The sequence below is a fragment of the Halomonas sp. BMC6 genome, from assembly GCF_964204995.1.
In the GTDB taxonomy this organism is placed as follows: domain Bacteria; phylum Pseudomonadota; class Gammaproteobacteria; order Pseudomonadales; family Halomonadaceae; genus Vreelandella.
This window is the reverse complement of the sequence record NZ_CAXNSH010000001.1, coordinates 2,174,057-2,190,201: the sequence shown is the minus strand read 5'-3', so window position 1 is coordinate 2,190,201 and position 16,145 is coordinate 2,174,057. Positions and strand designations below refer to the sequence as shown.

The window sequence follows — 16,145 nt, the reverse complement described above, 5'->3', positions numbered from 1 at the left end:
GGGCTGATGTTTATCCGTCAGCCACTTTTTTTAAGGAACACAGTAATGCAAGACAACATGATGTGGTGGCGCGGCGGCGTTATTTATCAAATCTATCCGCGTAGCTTCTTAGACAGCCGCGGCGACGGCGTAGGCGATCTGAACGGCATCACCGAAAAGCTGGATTACGTGGCCTCCCTCAACGTGGACGGCATCTGGCTATCGCCCTTCTTTACTTCTCCGATGCTCGACTTCGGCTATGACGTGAGCGACTACCGCGACGTGGATCCGATGTTCGGCACGCTGGAAGACTTCAAGGCGCTGCTGGAAAAAGCTCACTCGCTGGGCTTGAAAGTGATGATCGACCAGGTGATCAGCCATACCTCCGATCAGCACCCCTGGTTCCAGGAGAGCCGCCAGGATCGCACCAATCCTAAAGCCGACTGGTTTGTGTGGGCCGACCCGAAACCCGACGGCACACCACCCAACAACTGGCTGTCGATTTTTGGCGGCTCGGCGTGGACCTTCGATTCCCGCCGCCAGCAGTACTATCTGCACAACTTCCTGACCAGCCAGCCGGACGTGAACTTCCACAACCCGGAAGCGCGTCAGGCACAGCTCGACAACATGCGTTTCTGGCTGGATTTGGGTGTCGACGGTTTCCGCTTGGATACGGTCAACTTCTACTTCCACGATGCCGAGCTGCGGGACAACCCGCCGGTACCGAAAGGCGAAGCCAAAACCCTGGGTGCACCGGAAGCGAACCCCTATACCTGGCAGCGCCACGTCTACGACCTCAGCCGCCCGGAAAACCTGGACTTCCTCAAAGACCTGCGCGCGCTGATGGATGAGTACCCCGGCACCACCACCGTGGGTGAGATTGGCGACGACAACCCGCTGGAGCGCATGGCTGAGTACACCGCCGGTGGCGATAAGCTGCACATGGCGTACACCTTCGACCTGCTCAACATGCCCCACTCCGCCAGCTACCTGCGCGAAGTGATCGAGCGTTTCCAACGCTTGGCAGGTGACGCCTGGCCCTGCTGGGCAACCTCCAACCACGATGTGGTGCGCAGCGCGACTCGCTGGGGCGCTGACGAAGATCCCCACGCCTACCCGAAAGTGATGCTGGCGATGCTGTTCTCACTGCGCGGCAGCGTATGCCTGTATCAAGGTGAAGAGCTGGGCCTGCCGGAAGCCGACGTACCTTTCGAGCGCATTCAAGACCCCTACGGCAAAGTGCTGTGGCCTGAGTTTAAAGGCCGCGACGGCTGCCGCACGCCCATGCCGTGGACCGACGGCGAACAGGGCGGCTTCTCTCCGGTGGAACCGTGGCTGCCCATGGAAGCTCGTCACTTGGATTTGGCGGTGAGCCGCCAGCAAGATGACCCCAACGCCACACTCAATAGCGTGCGCGCCCTGCTAGCGTTCCGCCGCAGCCACCCGGCGCTGTTTGATGGCGATTTGTCCTTGGTCGATGTCGGTGACGACCTGCTCGGCTTTACCCGTCAAAAAGGCGACGAGACCCTGCTGTGCGTGTTCAACCTGACCGGGCAAGAGCAGCAAACTACCCTGCCTGTGGAGGTCGCAAGCGACTTGCCGGTCGCCCACTTTACCGCCACGCGAGACGGCAGCACGCTCACGCTGCCCGCGTACCAAGCCGCCTTTATGCAGGTTGCCTAAACGCCGCCCATAACAGTTAATAACGATAGCCGACCCGCTCCGGTCGAGGTCGGCAAGGAGTTACCATGGCAAGTGTTACGCTTGAAAAGGTCAATAAGGTATTTGGCCGCGATCACATCATCAAAGACGTTGATCTTTCCATTGGCGACGGTGAGTTTGTCGTGTTCGTGGGCCCCTCCGGCTGCGGTAAATCCACCCTTCTGCGCCTGATTGCCGGGCTTGAATCGATCACCGATGGCGACCTAAACATTGGCGGCACCGTGGTGAACGACCTGCCCCCCCGCGAGCGCGGCGTGGGCATGGTGTTTCAGTCTTACGCGCTCTACCCGCACATGACCGTCTACGACAACATGGCTTTTGGCCTGAAACTGGCCAACACCGCCAAAGAGACCGTTCACGAACGAGTGATGAGCACGGCCAAAATCCTGCAGCTGGAAGAGCTTCTGCACCGCAAACCCAAAGCCCTCTCTGGCGGCCAGCGCCAGCGCGTGGCGATGGGACGCGCCATGGCGCGGGAGCCGCGCATCCTGCTATTCGATGAGCCACTCTCCAACCTGGATGCCTCGCTGCGGGTGCAGATGCGTAACGAAATCGCCCGCCTTCATAACCGTCTTGGCTCTACCATGATCTACGTGACCCACGATCAGGTCGAAGCCATGACCTTGGCGGATAAAATCGTAGTGCTCAACCGGGGCCATGTGGAACAAGTGGGCAGTCCCCATGAACTGTACCAGCGTCCGGCCACCAAATTCGTCGCCGGCTTCATTGGCTCGCCCACCATGAACTTCATGCCCGCCGAGCTGATCAGCGGTACCGCCGACGGCTGCCGCGTCAAAGCAGCCGGCATCGGCGACGTATCGCTTCCCCAAGCGGGCGACGCTTACTCACAAGGCACCTCGCTCACGCTCGGAGTGCGCCCCGAGCACCTTCGTTTGGAAGCGCCCCAAGGCGATAACTGCTTCGATATCGTCAACGTCGAGTACCTGGGTAACGAGGTCTACGTGTATCTGGAGCCGAAAGCGGGGTCGACCCTGCTGATCCATCGCAGCGAAGCACCCAGCCAGTGGCAAGAGGGCCAGCAGGTGTCGCTGGTACCAGATACCGAACACGTACACCTATTCGATGAAAGCGGCGCCGCGTTGACACTTGGCAACGCGCGCTCGGCAGCTTAAACACTGATTGACAGACCCATCACGGCCTTGGCTGGGTGAGACACCTTTCGAAGAGGGTAGTCGACACACCATCAAGGCCGTTATTCTTGTGCGCGACAATTAAATAATTAGCCTGCGCTGTAAATGCGTCCGGCACGCACTCTCTCCACCAACGTTCTTCACCTGTTTAGGAAGCACCGTGACCGCCCCTCGCCGAATGACCCTAAAGGACCTTGCGCTCGAACTCGGCGTCTCTACCGCGACGATTTCCAACGCCTTCAACCGCCCCGATCAGCTCTCTCCGCTGCTGCGCGATCGTATTCTCAAAGAAGCCAAGCGCTTAGGGTATAGCGGCCCCGATGCCAAAGCGCGCAGCCTTCGCACCGGACGCTCCAGCATCGTGGCGGTGATTCTAGCCGAAAGCCTGACCTACAGCTTGAACGATGCCGTCGCCAGTGAGTTTCTCTCTGGTGTGGCTGAAGTGCTGGATGCCCACGGCCATACCATGCTGCTATTACCGGGCCGAGGCCACGCATCGCAGCCGCCCGGCTCGGCTAATATCGCCGATGGCTTCATCGTGTACGGTTTGATGCCCAACAATAAACTGCTGAATGAACTGCCCTCCCAGCGCCCCCTGGTATCGGTCGACTTCGATATCGACGGCTGTCCCACCGTGCACATCGATGACCGCGATGCCAGCTACGCCATGGCCATGCATGCCCTCAAAGAGCGCCCTGCCCGTCCTGCCATCATCAACCTGCGCTTGACCAAAGAGCACTGCAATGGCCGAGTGACGAAGGCGCATACGATGCTGCCCGACAGCAGTACGATCAGCCGGGCACGTCTAGCCGGGTTTCACGCCGCGCTCAGCGAGCATGGTTTTGATACCGAACAGATTCCGCTATGGAACATCGAGGAGAACGTGTTCGACGTGTGCTCACCGGTGATTACCGAGATTATTGATTTGCCCGACGAGCAGCGCCCCGACCTGCTGCTGTGCATGTCAGACCGCATTGCGCTCACCGCGCTGACGCTGGCCGAGCAGCGGGGCATTCACGTACCGGAGGCGTTACGCATTACGGGGTTCGATGGCATTGCCGAAGGCCAGTACCGTGCCCCTCGTTTGACGACCGTGCGCCAGGACAGCGCAGGCAAAGGACGAGTCGCCGCCAAAATGATTTTGGGGCGGATACCAAAAACCCAGCAGCTGCTCAAAACTGAGCTGCTGCTGGGCGATACTTGTCCTTAGCGGACTCCCCCTAAAACGGCGGGATTATTGCGCGGTTTTCTGCATCGCGATGGCGGTATCCAACATACGGTTGGAGAAGCCCCACTCGTTGTCGTACCACGCCATGATCTTCACCAGACGACCATTAACGCGAGTATGGTTAGCGTCAAAGGTAGACGAGTGCGCATCGTGGTTGAAGTCGATGGAAACCAGCGGCTGGGCGTTGACCGCCAAGACCGGCGAGTTCGCAGCGGCTTTTTCGACGATTTCGTTGATCTCTTCCTTGGTGGTCTCACGGCCCGCCGTGAAAGTCAGGTCCACCAGAGAGACGTTGATCACCGGTACACGCACCGCCAAGCCATCGAACTTGCCCGCCAGCTCCGGCAGTACCAAACCCACGGCTGCCGCAGCGCCGGTTTTGGTCGGAATCATGGAGTGGGTGGCGCTACGGGCACGGTACGGGTCGGAGTGATACACATCCGACAGATTCTGGTCGTTGGTGTAGGCGTGAACGGTGGTCATTAGGCCGTTTTCGATACCCACGGCGTCATTCAGCGCTTTAGCGACTGGTGCCAAGCAGTTGGTGGTGCAAGACGCATTCGATACCACCGTGTGCTCAGCGGTCAGAATGTCGTCATTCACACCGTAAACGATGGTGGCATCCGCATCCGGGCTAGGCGCAGAAATAAGAACGCGCTTGGCACCGGCAGCGATGTGCTTAGCGGCCGCCTCGCGTTTGGTGAACAGGCCAGTACACTCCATGACGAGGTCGATATCCATGGACGCCCATGGCAGGTTGGCCGGGTCGCGCTCGGAGGAGATCGCGATGCGATCACCATCCACGCTGATGCTCTCGGCATCATGCTCGACGCTGAACGGGAAGTGACCGTGCACCGTGTCATGGCGCAGGAGATGGGAGTTTAGGGAAGGGTCACCCAGATCGTTGATCGCAACTACCTGAACGCGATCACGGTAGCCATTTTCATACAGCGCACGCAGTACGTTACGGCCAATCCGTCCAAATCCGTTAATGGCAACTCTTATTGTCATGGTAGCACCTCAATCAAGCAGTGGTCGTAGATGGCGTATCCAGTAAAAAAATTACTAAAAATACGTATTTAATCACCTATAGGCCGATTAAAACCTGCCATAACCGCCCCTAAAGGCTAATAACTATCCAATATGTAGTAAAATTACTATATAAAGGCTATCGTAGTCCAATACTTAATCAACGATTCACCCGCCCTTTTTTCGGGCCTCGTTCAGCCAACGCTGCTCATCAGGAGTACCATATGACACGTGCAACGTCCCCGACTCCCCTACGCCGTACCAAAATCGTCGCCACGCTTGGCCCAGCCAGTGACCGCCCTGGGGTGTTGGAAGCCATGCTAAAAGCGGGCGTTGACGTGGTGCGACTGAATTTCTCCCATGGGTCTGCCGAAGATCATCGCCGTCGGCTAAGCGCTGTCCGCGAGATCGCCCAGCGCCTGGGCCGCAGCGTGGCTGCACTAGGCGACTTACAAGGCCCCAAAATTCGCATTTCGCGCTTTGCCGACGGTGCCGTTCACCTCGAGGTTGGCCAGCCTTTCGTGCTGGACATGGCGCTGGATGCCAATGGCGGCAGTAACGAGCGCGTCGGCTGTGACTACAAAGCGCTGATCGATGACGTCGCCCCCGGTGACCGCCTGCTGCTGGACGATGGCCGCGTCGTACTGGACGTCACTTCTATCGTTGGGCAAGAAGTTCACACCCGAGTTCACGTGGGCGGCAAACTGTCCAACAATAAAGGCATCAACAAACAAGGCGGCGGTCTTTCTGCCCCGGCGCTGACCGATAAGGATAAAGAAGATCTCAAAACCGCCATCGAGATTGGCGTAGACTATCTCGCCGTCTCGTTCCCACGCAGCGCCGCCGACATGCAGGAAGCGCGCGCTCTGCTGGGTGACGAGGGTAAAGAGATCGGGCTGGTCGCTAAGCTGGAGCGTGCCGAGGCCGTTGCCAACGACGAAACCCTAGACGCCATCATCGAAGCGTCAGAAGCGGTGATGGTCGCCCGTGGCGACCTGGGCGTAGAGATTGGCGATGAAGCGCTGATCGGCACGCAAAAGCGCATCATCAAGCATGCCCGCTCACTGAATCGCGCGGTGATCACGGCCACCCAAATGATGGAGTCAATGATCGAATCGCCGCTCCCCACCCGTGCGGAAGTCTTCGACGTGGCCAACGCCGTGCTCGACGCCACCGATGCGGTCATGCTTTCGGCGGAAACGGCGGCAGGCGACTACCCGGTGGAAACCATCGAAGCCATGGATCGCGTCTGCCTAGGTGCCGAGCGCGAGCGCATTGCCCAAGCCTCCGGCCACCGTATTCATGAAGGCTTCGAGCGGATCGATGAAACCATCGCGCTTTCTGCTATGTACGCTGCCAACCACCTAACCGGTGTACGCGCCATTGCCTGCATGACCTCCACCGGCTACACGCCGTTGATTGCCTCGCGCATCCGCTCTGGCTTACCGATTGTCGGCTTGGCCCACAGCCCCATCGCCCAACGGCGCATGGCGCTCTACCGTGGCGTAGTCTCGATTCCATTCGATACGACGCACATGGAGGCCACCGAGGTGAACCATGAAGCCATCAAACTGCTGAAGGCCCATGGATTGGCACGCCCAGGTGAGCATGTCATTCTTACTCGCGGCGATCATATGAATGCCCACGGTGGCACCAACACCATGAAAGTACTGGCCGTTGATACCGAGTAACTAACCGCTTCGCCGCTCTATGAATAACAAACGAATGATCAGGAGAGCCATGCCATGAACGATGCCCGCCCACCCCGCCAAGCCGTGCGCACGCTGCAACCGCGCAAGCGTATTGCGCTGATTGCCCACGATGGCAAAAAAACCGAGATGCTGGAGTGGGCGACGCGCTGGCAAGACACACTGAGCCAGCATACGCTGATTGGCACAGGCACTACCGCAGGGCGGCTGAAAACCGCCCTGGGGCTAGAAGTGGAAGGCTTAATGAGCGGGCCGCTAGGCGGCGACCAGCAGATTGGGGCGCGCATCGCCGAGCAGCAGCTCGACGTGCTGATCTTCTTCTGGGACCCCTTTGCACCGCAGCCCCACGACCCGGACGTGAAAGCACTGCTGCGCCTTGCCGCGCTGTGGAACGTGCCGGTGGCGTGTAATGCGGCTAGCGCCGACTTTCTGCTCTCCTCACCCTACTTGGCCGAGCGTTATGACATGTCGATTCCAGACGCCAACGCCTGGGCACAGGCTCGCAAGGTATAAACCGAGCGCGCCTTATACTTAGCGGGTACGCAGGTGGCGCGCGACCACCTGCTGCCCGCATTGGTAGCTTCCATTCATCGCGCCCAGCGCGCACTGAAGCGTCAGCTCGGCGATGCGGTCATAATCCTGCAACGCCGAATTAACCGGCTGAGGCAGAAAATCTAACAGGCGGTGGTCACCAAAAGTGGCTAACCGCAGCGTCTCCGGCAGCCCGCCCTGGGCAAGCAACTCATCAAACACACCTTCCATCAGCGCGTAGGAGGCCGTGACCAGCGCATCTACCTCGCCTGCAGCAAAAAGCTGTTGCGCCAGTTCAACGCCCACATCCCGCTCGTAGCGCCCACCGCTAAAGGTAACGGCTTCAACGCCCTTCCCTTCCAGTGCGGCAAAAAATCCTGCACGGCGCTCCCGGCTTACCGAGAGTTCAGGCATCGCATCCAACCACGCGATTCGCCGAGTTGCACTGCCCATCACCGAGCGCGTCAGCGCATAAGCGGCTTCTTGGTCATTGCTCACCACGCTGGCAAAGCGCTCGGGCGTCAGGCCCCGGTCCATCCCAACAACGCTCCATCCTTCGTCGGCCAAATCCGTATAAAAAGTGTCGTTTTCCGGCAGGCAGCTGGCGGTAATCAGCACCTCACAGCGCTGGGCGCGCAGGGCCAAAGCCAGCGTGCGCTCACTGTCCGCGCAGTCATCGGAACTCACCACCAACAGTTGGTAGCCGCGCTCGCGAGCACCTCGCTCGAGGCGTTTGGCAAGGCGTGCGTAGCTGATGTTTTCCAAATCCGGCACGATCAAACCGATCAACCGGCTAGCGCCACGGCGCAGCGCGGCGGCCTGAGGATCAATGTGATAGCGGTGCTGACGCACAACGGCCATCACTTTATCGATAGTGGCCGGGCTAATGCGCCGCTGCTCGGCCTGGCCGTTGATTACATAGCTTGCCGTGGTGCGCGAAACCCCGGCGAGCCGGGCAATATCGGCAAGTGTCATGCTGGTTTCCCCTTAAATGAAGACGGCAGTTTAGCAGCCGTTTTACCCTCTTCAGACCAAAGTCTAAAAAGACAACCCTTGTGTCCAAAAGTGAATCGATTCAGCATAGCCAACTATACACAGGTGACACGATTCATCCAGCTAACCACAACGATCTACGACTAACGTTTTATGCGCGCATTTTCGCCGCCAATCGCAGACGTTGCCGTTGCCTGACCGCGTTTACAGGAGACCCCTATGTTGACACTCGGCCCCGATGACATCTTGCTCGACCGCCACGCGGACAACTGGCAAGCTGCGCTCGACAGCGCCGCCAACGCCCTGGCAGAGGCTGGCTTGGTTGCGGCCGAGTACCGCGATGGCCTCCACGCCCGCGAAGCGCAGTCCTCAACGTACCTAGGCAACGCAATTGCCATTCCCCACGGCACTCCGGAAAGCCGCCATCACGTCAAGCGTACCGGCGTGCGGGTACTGCAGTTCCCTAAAGGGGTGCAGTGGCACGACGGCAACACCGTACATGTGCTGGTCACCATTGCGGCACAAAACGACGAGCACCTGGATATTCTGCGCCAGCTTACCCACGTACTCGACCGTGACGGCGTAGCAACCGAGTTGGCCCGCGCCAGCTCCACCGCCGATGTTGCGCGCCTGCTCTCGAAGCCGTCATTAGCACCGCGCCTGGATGCCGATACGCTGTGCATCAACTTCCCCGCCCGCGCCCCCCAGGAACTAGCCCTAGCGGCGGCAGCGCGGCTGCGCCAAAGCGGCTGCGTGGATAACGGCTTTATTAGTGCCGTGGCGAGCGCCCAGCCCCAGTGGTTGGGTAAAGGCTTATGGCTTTCAAGCCACGCGCAAGGTGTGAACCAGCCCGCACTAGGCGTGGCGACGCCCGCCGATGGCACTATCGAGCACGGCGGTCATCCGGTTCATGCGCTGTTCTGCCTGGCCGCCAGCGGCGATGCCCACCGGCCGCTGCTCGAGCAGCTGATGGCGGTACTAGAGAACGGCGAAAGCGACAGCTTTGTGGGCAAAAATAGCGCCCAGCTGCTGGCAGCGCTGGCCGGTGAAACCGCCAGCACCCAAACCCGCCGCGTGCGGGTTCTGAATCCCCACGGCTTGCACGCTCGCCCGGCTAAACAGCTGGTACAGATCGCCCGCGCCCAGCCCATGCCCATCAACGTGCGCCTGGAAGAAGGCAGCGCCACCACGGTATCTGCTGCCAGCTTGACCAAAGTGATTGGCCTGGGTGCGCGCCGTGGCCAATGGCTGATCTTCTCTGCCGAGGGCGAACAGGCAAGCGCCGCGCTAGATGCCATTGCCGCCGCTGTCGAAGAGGGCTTGGGTGAAAAAGTCACGCCGTTCGACGGGGGCCGCGATGCCACGCCCGCCGCCAACGCCAGCAAGCCTGCCGTGGAGCCGCTGGCCGCCGACAAGCCGCACACCGGCGTGGCAGCCTCCCCAGGATTAGCGATTGCCCCGGTGTTCGTCATTCGCCCGATGCAGTTTGATTACCCGGCGCATGCCAGCGACCCCACCCAAGAGATCGCACGCTTAGAGGCCGCTCTCAAAGAGGGCGCCACCCAGCTGCAGGCGCTGGTACATAAAGCGCCCGGCGGCGAAGTGGCCGATATTCTCTCTATGCATGAAGAGATGCTTGACGACCCCGAATTGCACCAGGCGGCGATTGACGCCATCCGCGAAGGCCGCTCGGCGGAAGCGGGCTGGTGGGAAGCTATCGACACCGCCGCCCACGCCCAAGAGATGCTGGCAGACCGGCTGCTGGCCGAACGCGCCGCTGACCTGCGCGATGTAGGCCGCCGCGTGCTCGGCGTGCTTTGCGACGTTACCCTGCCCGAGCCACCCGATCATCCCTATATTTTGGTGATGGACGATATCGGCCCCTCCGATGTAGCCCGTTTGGATACATCCCGCGTGCGTGGCCTGCTGACCGTTCGCGGCGGTGCCACGGCGCACAGCGCTATTCTGGCTCGCGCGCTGGGCATTCCTGCCGTAGTAGGTGCCGGTGAAGCAGTGATGGCGCTACACAACGGCGGCATGATGATTCTGGATGGCGAGCGCGGCCGCGTGACCTCGCAGCCTTCCGAGGAGCGCCTGCGCCGCGCCGAGCAGCAGTTGCTCGACCAGCAGCAGCGTGAAGCGGACGCCTGGGAGCTGCGCTTCGAGCAAGCGCAAACCCGCGACGGTCATAAGGTGGAAGTGGCTGCCAACCTGGGCAACACCGCCCACGCCGCCGATGCGGTAGAGCGCGGCGCGGAAGGGGTCGGCCTGCTGCGCACCGAGTTCCTGTTCATGGCCTACTCCAGCGCGCCGGATCTCGCTACGCAAATCGCCGAATACCGTGAAGCCACCGATGCCCTCAATGGCCGCCCGCTCGTCGCCCGCACCCTGGACGTCGGCGGCGACAAGCCGCTGCCCTACTGGCCGGTGCCCCAGGAAGACAACCCCTTCCTCGGCCTGCGCGGTATTCGTCTAGCGCTGACCCAACCAGAAGTTCTGGAAACTCAGATTCGCGCGCTGCTCATGGCCGCCGTCGGCAAACCGCTACGCATCATGCTGCCGATGGTTAAAGACGTGGCCGAGTTCCGCGCGGCGAAGGCGATTTATGACCGACTGCTCAAAGAGATCGCCCCCCAGCAGCGCGCTACCGACGTACAGCTTGGCGTGATGATTGAGGTGCCCTCCAGCGCCTTGTTAGCGCCCACGTTGGCCGCCGAAGTCGACTTCTTCTCAGTGGGTACCAACGACCTAACGCAGTACACTCTCGCGATTGATCGCGGCCACCCAGAGCTTTCCGCTCAAGCCGATGGCCTGCACCCGGCGGTACTGCGGTTGATCCAAATGACCGTTGAGGCCGCCCACGCTCACGGCAAATGGGTCGGCGTGTGTGGCGAACTGGCTTCTGATGCCATGGCCGTGCCGGTTCTGGTGGGCTTAGGTGTCGATGAACTCTCGGTGAGCGCACGCCAAATCCCGCTGGTCAAAGCCCGCCTGCGCGAGTTTGATCTTGCCCAAGCCCAGGCCAGCGCCCAGTTAGCGCTGAGCAAAGCCACCAGCGACGACGTCCGCGACGCCTTGGAGGCCAGCTAATGGCAAGAGTTGTCTGTATTACGCTCAACCCAGCGCTGGATCTCGCCTTCAATCTGGATGCGCTGACGCTGGGGCACGTCAACCGCCCCACCGGCGCGCAGCTGGAAGCCGCAGGTAAAGGGGTGAACGTCGCGCGGGTATTGGCAAGCCTGGGCCACGAGGTGATCGTCAGCGGCTTCTTGGGCGAAGAGAACGACGCTCCTTTCAGCCTCGCCTTCCCCCGTTACGGCGTCGAAGATGCCTTTGTGCGAGTGCCGGGCAACACGCGCATCAACGCCAAACTCGCTGAGCAGAGCGGCCGTGTAACCGACATCAACGGCCCCGGCATGCCCATCGAAGCCGCCCATCTGGAGGCTTTACGCACCAAACTAAACGGCCTGTTTGAAAGTAGCGCGCCGCCTGAAGCCGTGGTGGTCGCAGGCAGCCTGCCTCCCGGCATCGACCAGCCCGCGTTTGGCGAGCTGCTTGCCTTCCTGAAAGGTTTCGGGGTGCCGCTGTGGGTGGATACCAGCGGACCGGCGCTGCTCACGGCGATTGCCGCGCGGCCTGCCGCAGTCAAGCCCAACGAAACCGAGCTGGCCGACTGGGCCGGTAGCGCCCTTGATAGCGACCAACAGCGCCAAGCCGCCGCCGAGCGGCTGCACGCCAGTGGAATCGAGCACGCGCTGATTTCAGCGGGTGCAGAAGGCGTTTTATGGGTGAGCCAGCACGGCACTTGGCAATCCACGCCGCCGACCGTTACCGCCACCAATACCGTTTGCGCGGGCGACACCTTTGTGGCCGGCATGCTCCACGGGCTGCTGAGCCAGCACTCGCCCGACGATACGCTTCGTTTCGCCACGGCGCTTTCTGCCGAAGCGGTACGCCATGTCGGTGTGGGTACTTCCCACGCCGATGATTTTGACTCACTCCAACAACAGACCCGGGTACGGCGTCTTGACGACACCCACACCGAGGGAGCCACGCGATGAACCTAATCCTGATTACCGCCTGCCCCAGCGGCATGGCGACTACTTTCCTGGCCGCCAAGCGCCTAGAGCAAGCCGCCACGCGGCTGGGCTGGAACGTTCATGTAGAGATGCACGGCGAGATTGCGCCACTGCAAGCCGCCAGCGCCGAGCAGATTGCTAACGCCGATTTGATCGTCGTGGCCGCCGACCACGTACCCGCCCCGGAGCGGTTCGAAGGCAAGCGGCTATTCCAGGCCCCCATTGCCCGCGCCCTGCCCGACCCCAGCGCCTTTTTAAGCCAGGCCAAGCGGGAAGCACCGATTTACAGCGCCCCGGCAGCCACTGCTGCCGCCCCGGCCAGCAGCGGGAATGGCAAAAAAATCGTTGCCGTCACCGCCTGCCCCACCGGTGTTGCCCACACCTTTATGGCCGCCGAAGCGCTGGCCGAAGCGGGTAAGGCCATGGGCCACCAGATTCGTGTGGAAACCCAAGGCTCGGTGGGCGCGCAAAACAAACTCACGGAAGCGGAAATCGCCGACGCTGACGTGGTCGTGTTGGCCTGCGATATCGAAGTGGATCCTTCACGCTTTGCAGGCAAACGGGTTTATCGCACCTCTACCGGCAATGCGCTGAAAAAGCCGCGCCCGACCCTGGAGGCTGCCTTCACCGACGCCGCTGTTGAAGATGGTGCCAGCGCCGCTAACAGCAGCGCATCGGCCAAGAAAGGCATGAAAGAAAAAGGCGTCTATAAACACCTGCTAACCGGTGTGTCCTTTATGCTGCCCATGGTGGTGGCGGGTGGCTTGTTAATAGCCCTCTCGTTCGTGTTCGGTATCGAAGCGTTCCAGGAAGAAGGCACCCTGGCCGCTGCACTGATGCAGATTGGTGGCGGCACGGCCTTCGCGCTGATGATTCCCGTTCTGGCGGGTTACATCGCCTACTCCATCGCCGACCGCCCCGGTATTGCCCCCGGCATGATTGGCGGTATGTTGGCCGCCGAGATTGGCTCTGGGTTTATCGGCGGTATTTTGGCCGGTTTCCTGGCGGGCTACGTGGCCCTTGCCGTCACGCGCTACGTAAAACTGCCCTCCAGCGTTGAGTCGCTCAAACCGATTCTGATCATCCCGCTGATTGCCAGCTTGGTCACCGGCCTGACGATGATCTACGTGATTGGCGAGCCGGTGGCTGCCGTGCTGAGCGCGCTCACCGGCTTCCTGGAGTCCATGGGCTCGACCAATGCCGTGCTACTGGGCATTCTGCTCGGGGCCATGATGTGCTTCGACCTGGGTGGCCCGGTCAACAAAGCGGCCTACACCTTTGGCGTCGGCCTGTTGGCCTCTGAAACCTACGGTCCAATGGCCGCGATCATGGCCGCCGGCATGGTGCCCGCGATTGGTATGGGTATTGCCAGCTTCGTGGCGCGTAACAAGTTCTCTGCCCCCGAGCGAGAAGCGGGTAAAGCCTCGTTCGTGCTGGGCCTGTGCTTTATCAGTGAAGGCGCGATTCCCTTTGCGGCGAAAGACCCGCTGCGCGTGATTCCCGCCTGTATCGCCGGTGGTGCGGTCACGGGTGCGCTCTCCATGCTGGTGGGTGCCAAACTGATGGCCCCCCATGGCGGTATCTTCGTGCTGCTGATTCCTAACGCCATTACTCCCGCTCTGCTTTACCTGGGCGCGATTGTGGTGGGCTCATTGATCACCGGCCTGGGCTACGCGTTTATCAAACGTGGCGCTGCCCAAGTAGCCGTTGCCAGCTAAAAGCGGCACACTAAGGGCGAGGCAATCTCGCCCTTTTGTTTTTCAGTCAGACATTCAAGACGACCACCACCCCGCTGTTTTATTAACCATTTTTCTTACCATTGATCGCTAACTGTTGTTCTCAAGCGCGCAACATGTAGTATTTTTACATAAATAACAGCGACGCCAAGGGTCGGACACGCCCCGTTAGCGATAACGATGTAAAACAGATGTAAAAACAACAGGACCGCCCGTTATGTTTCAACTCACTCGCAGCGTTACTTGGCAGGCCCTAGAGCGCCTGCGCGATAAAACCGCCAATGACCGCATTCGTGACTACTTTACGAATGACCCGCAGCGCTTCGAAAAAATGAGCCTCCGCGTCGGCGGCCTTTTTCTAGATTACTCCAAGCATCAGGTATCGGATGAAGTGCTGGCTAAACTAATCGAGCTAGCCGACCATTCCGCCCTGGTACAGCGCCGCGCCCAAATGTTTTCTGGCGACATTATCAACGTGACCGAGAACCGCCCGGTACTCCACACCGCCCTACGCCATCTTGGTGATGAACCGGTGTATGTGGACGGCGAAGACGTGATGCCAGAAATCACCCGCACCCGCGAGCAGATCAAGCTGTTCTCGGAAGCGGTGCGTAGCGGCGAGTGGAAAGGCTATAACGGCCAGCGTATTAAAGATGTGGTCAATATCGGCATCGGCGGCTCGGACCTTGGCCCCAACATGGCAGTGCGTGCGCTGTTGAAGTATCGCCACCCAGAGCTGCACTTCCACTTCGTTTCCAACGTGGACGGCACCCATATACAGAAAGTGCTGTCGCGGCTAGACCCCGCCACCACTCTGTTTATCGTCTCTACCAAAACCTTCTCCACCCAGGAAACCCTGCTCAACGCCAAGACGGCGCGGCGCTGGTTCCTGGAGAACGCTGGCGAAGACGCGGACGTGGGCGCGCACTTCATTGCCGCTTCCACCAACCGCAAAGCGGCGATGGAGTTCGGTATTCGCGAAGAGAACGTGTTTGAGTTTTGGGCCTGGGTGGGCGGCCGCTACTCCATGTGGTCTTCCATCGGCTTACCGATTGCGCTCTCGATTGGCTTTGAAGGCTTTATCGAGCTGCTGGAAGGCGCCCATGAGATGGACCGGCACTTTATCGAAGCGCCTTTCGCTCAAAACATGCCGGTCCTTATGGCGCTAATCGGCATCTGGTACATCAACTTTATCGGCGCGGAAACCCAAGCCATCGTACCCTACGACCAAGCGCTCAACCAGCTGCCCTCCTTCCTGCAGCAGTTGGATATGGAGTCTAACGGCAAGTCGGTGGATATTTTCGGCCACCCGGTGAACTACAAAACCGGCCCAATTGTGTGGGGCCAAACCGGCTCCAACGGCCAGCACGCCTTCTTCCAGCTGCTGCACCAGGGCACGCGCTATGTGCCCATCGATTTTATCGCCTCGCTCAAGCCGGAACCGGGCGTGGAAGACCACCACTTCGCGCTACTGACCAACATGCTGGCCCAAGCCAACGCCTTTATGGAAGGCAGCCAAGGCGACAGCAAAGAGCTTAGCCAGCTCGACCCCTACAGCTGCCCCGGCAACCGCCCCTCCAGCACTCTGCTGCTCGACGAGCTAACGCCGAAAAACCTGGGCGCGCTGATTGCGCTCTACGAGCACAAGGTGTTCGTGCAGGGCGTGATCTGGAACATCAACTCGTTCGACCAGTGGGGCGTACAGCTAGGCAAGCGCATCGCCGGTGAAATCAGCGAGCGCATCGACGCCAACGCCGCCGACTTCGACGCTTCTACGCAGGGGCTGCTTGAGCTGGTGCGTGCCCACTTCCCCACCAGCGCACGCAAAGCCGATAGCGCCGAGCCAGCAAGCAGCGATAAAAAACCGGTGCGGAAGAAGCGTTAGGATAAAAAGTAAGTAAGCACAGCGCCTTGGCAGACTGCCAGGGCGCTTTTGGGTCAATGCCTAATGAGTGGCTCTCAACCGTCGACAATCGGCGCGTAGCCGT

11 protein-coding genes are annotated in these 16,145 nt (G+C 60.4%); 9 read left to right on the top strand and 2 right to left on the bottom strand.

Translation table 11 applies throughout. The features are described from left to right. Positions 1-45 precede the first annotated feature (45 nt). The 3 genes from AB6K10_RS10525 (at position 46) to AB6K10_RS10515 (ending at position 4,062) form a co-directional block, all read left to right on the top strand. Entirely contained in the window at positions 46-1,662 is a 1,617-nt protein-coding gene (locus AB6K10_RS10525) for an alpha-glucosidase family protein (protein ID WP_339118658.1), read from the top strand. A 65-nt stretch (positions 1,663-1,727) separates the two neighbouring features. Next, a complete protein-coding gene (locus AB6K10_RS10520; RefSeq protein WP_253018955.1) occupies positions 1,728-2,834 on the top strand; it encodes an ABC transporter ATP-binding protein in 1,107 nt (368 codons plus the stop codon). Between the two features lie 178 nt (positions 2,835-3,012). Continuing rightward, a complete protein-coding gene (locus AB6K10_RS10515; RefSeq protein WP_253018956.1) occupies positions 3,013-4,062 on the top strand; it encodes a LacI family DNA-binding transcriptional regulator in 1,050 nt (349 codons plus the stop codon). 24 nt (positions 4,063-4,086) lie between these two features. Here the strand turns inward: AB6K10_RS10515 and gap are convergent, their stop codons facing one another. After that, complete coding sequence (gene gap, locus AB6K10_RS10510) at positions 4,087-5,091, bottom strand: type I glyceraldehyde-3-phosphate dehydrogenase (protein ID WP_159341812.1); 1,005 nt, start codon at positions 5,089-5,091, stop codon at positions 4,087-4,089. A 242-nt stretch (positions 5,092-5,333) separates the two neighbouring features. Between gap and pyk the strand changes: the two genes are divergently transcribed. Continuing rightward, a complete protein-coding gene (gene pyk / locus AB6K10_RS10505; RefSeq protein ID WP_339118657.1) occupies positions 5,334-6,800 on the top strand; it encodes a pyruvate kinase in 1,467 nt (488 codons plus the stop codon). Positions 6,801-6,854: 54 nt separating this feature from the next. Next, positions 6,855-7,331, top strand: a complete 477-nt coding sequence (locus tag AB6K10_RS10500; protein ID WP_339118656.1) for a methylglyoxal synthase — start codon at positions 6,855-6,857, stop codon at positions 7,329-7,331. Positions 7,332-7,349: 18 nt separating this feature from the next. On the opposite strand, the gene cra is transcribed toward AB6K10_RS10500, so the two are convergent. Then, the gene (cra, locus tag AB6K10_RS10495; RefSeq protein ID WP_339118655.1) at positions 7,350-8,324 is read right to left on the bottom strand and encodes a catabolite repressor/activator; all 975 of its coding nucleotides are present in this window, start codon (positions 8,322-8,324) and stop codon (positions 7,350-7,352) included. A 237-nt stretch (positions 8,325-8,561) separates the two neighbouring features. Here cra and ptsP point away from each other — a divergent pair, with 237 nt between their 5' ends. The 4 genes from ptsP (at position 8,562) to pgi (ending at position 16,042) form a co-directional block, all read left to right on the top strand. Continuing rightward, positions 8,562-11,432 carry a phosphoenolpyruvate--protein phosphotransferase gene (gene ptsP, locus AB6K10_RS10490; protein ID WP_339118654.1) on the top strand — a complete coding sequence of 957 codons (2,871 nt, stop codon included), beginning with the start codon at positions 8,562-8,564 and terminating at the stop codon, positions 11,430-11,432. Next, positions 11,432-12,403, top strand: a complete 972-nt coding sequence (gene pfkB, locus AB6K10_RS10485) for a 1-phosphofructokinase (protein ID WP_339118653.1) — start codon at positions 11,432-11,434, stop codon at positions 12,401-12,403. The genes ptsP and pfkB overlap by 1 nt, the downstream gene beginning before the upstream one ends. Continuing rightward, complete coding sequence (locus AB6K10_RS10480; RefSeq protein WP_339118652.1) at positions 12,400-14,139, top strand: PTS fructose-like transporter subunit IIB; 1,740 nt, start codon at positions 12,400-12,402, stop codon at positions 14,137-14,139. The genes pfkB and AB6K10_RS10480 overlap by 4 nt, the downstream gene beginning before the upstream one ends. Before the next feature lie 235 nt (positions 14,140-14,374). Next, complete coding sequence (gene pgi, locus AB6K10_RS10475) at positions 14,375-16,042, top strand: glucose-6-phosphate isomerase (RefSeq protein WP_044629392.1); 1,668 nt, start codon at positions 14,375-14,377, stop codon at positions 16,040-16,042. Positions 16,043-16,145 lie beyond the last annotated feature (103 nt).

What these genes read in the sequence shown, in the direction of transcription:
- AB6K10_RS10525 (WP_339118658.1), top strand. Translation starts at nt 46, where the DNA reads ATGCAAGACAACATGATGTGGTGGCGCGGCGGCGTTATTTATCAAATC.
- AB6K10_RS10520 (WP_253018955.1), top strand. Translation starts at nt 1,728, where the DNA reads ATGGCAAGTGTTACGCTTGAAAAGGTCAATAAGGTATTTGGCCGCGAT.
- gap (WP_159341812.1), bottom strand. Translation starts at nt 5,091, where the DNA reads ATGACAATAAGAGTTGCCATTAACGGATTTGGACGGATTGGCCGTAAC.
- pyk (WP_339118657.1), top strand. Translation starts at nt 5,334, where the DNA reads ATGACACGTGCAACGTCCCCGACTCCCCTACGCCGTACCAAAATCGTC.
- AB6K10_RS10500 (WP_339118656.1), top strand. Translation starts at nt 6,855, where the DNA reads ATGAACGATGCCCGCCCACCCCGCCAAGCCGTGCGCACGCTGCAACCG.
- cra (WP_339118655.1), bottom strand. Translation starts at nt 8,324, where the DNA reads ATGACACTTGCCGATATTGCCCGGCTCGCCGGGGTTTCGCGCACCACG.
- ptsP (WP_339118654.1), top strand. Translation starts at nt 8,562, where the DNA reads ATGTTGACACTCGGCCCCGATGACATCTTGCTCGACCGCCACGCGGAC.
- pfkB (WP_339118653.1), top strand. Translation starts at nt 11,432, where the DNA reads ATGGCAAGAGTTGTCTGTATTACGCTCAACCCAGCGCTGGATCTCGCC.
- AB6K10_RS10480 (WP_339118652.1), top strand. Translation starts at nt 12,400, where the DNA reads ATGAACCTAATCCTGATTACCGCCTGCCCCAGCGGCATGGCGACTACT.
- pgi (WP_044629392.1), top strand. Translation starts at nt 14,375, where the DNA reads ATGTTTCAACTCACTCGCAGCGTTACTTGGCAGGCCCTAGAGCGCCTG.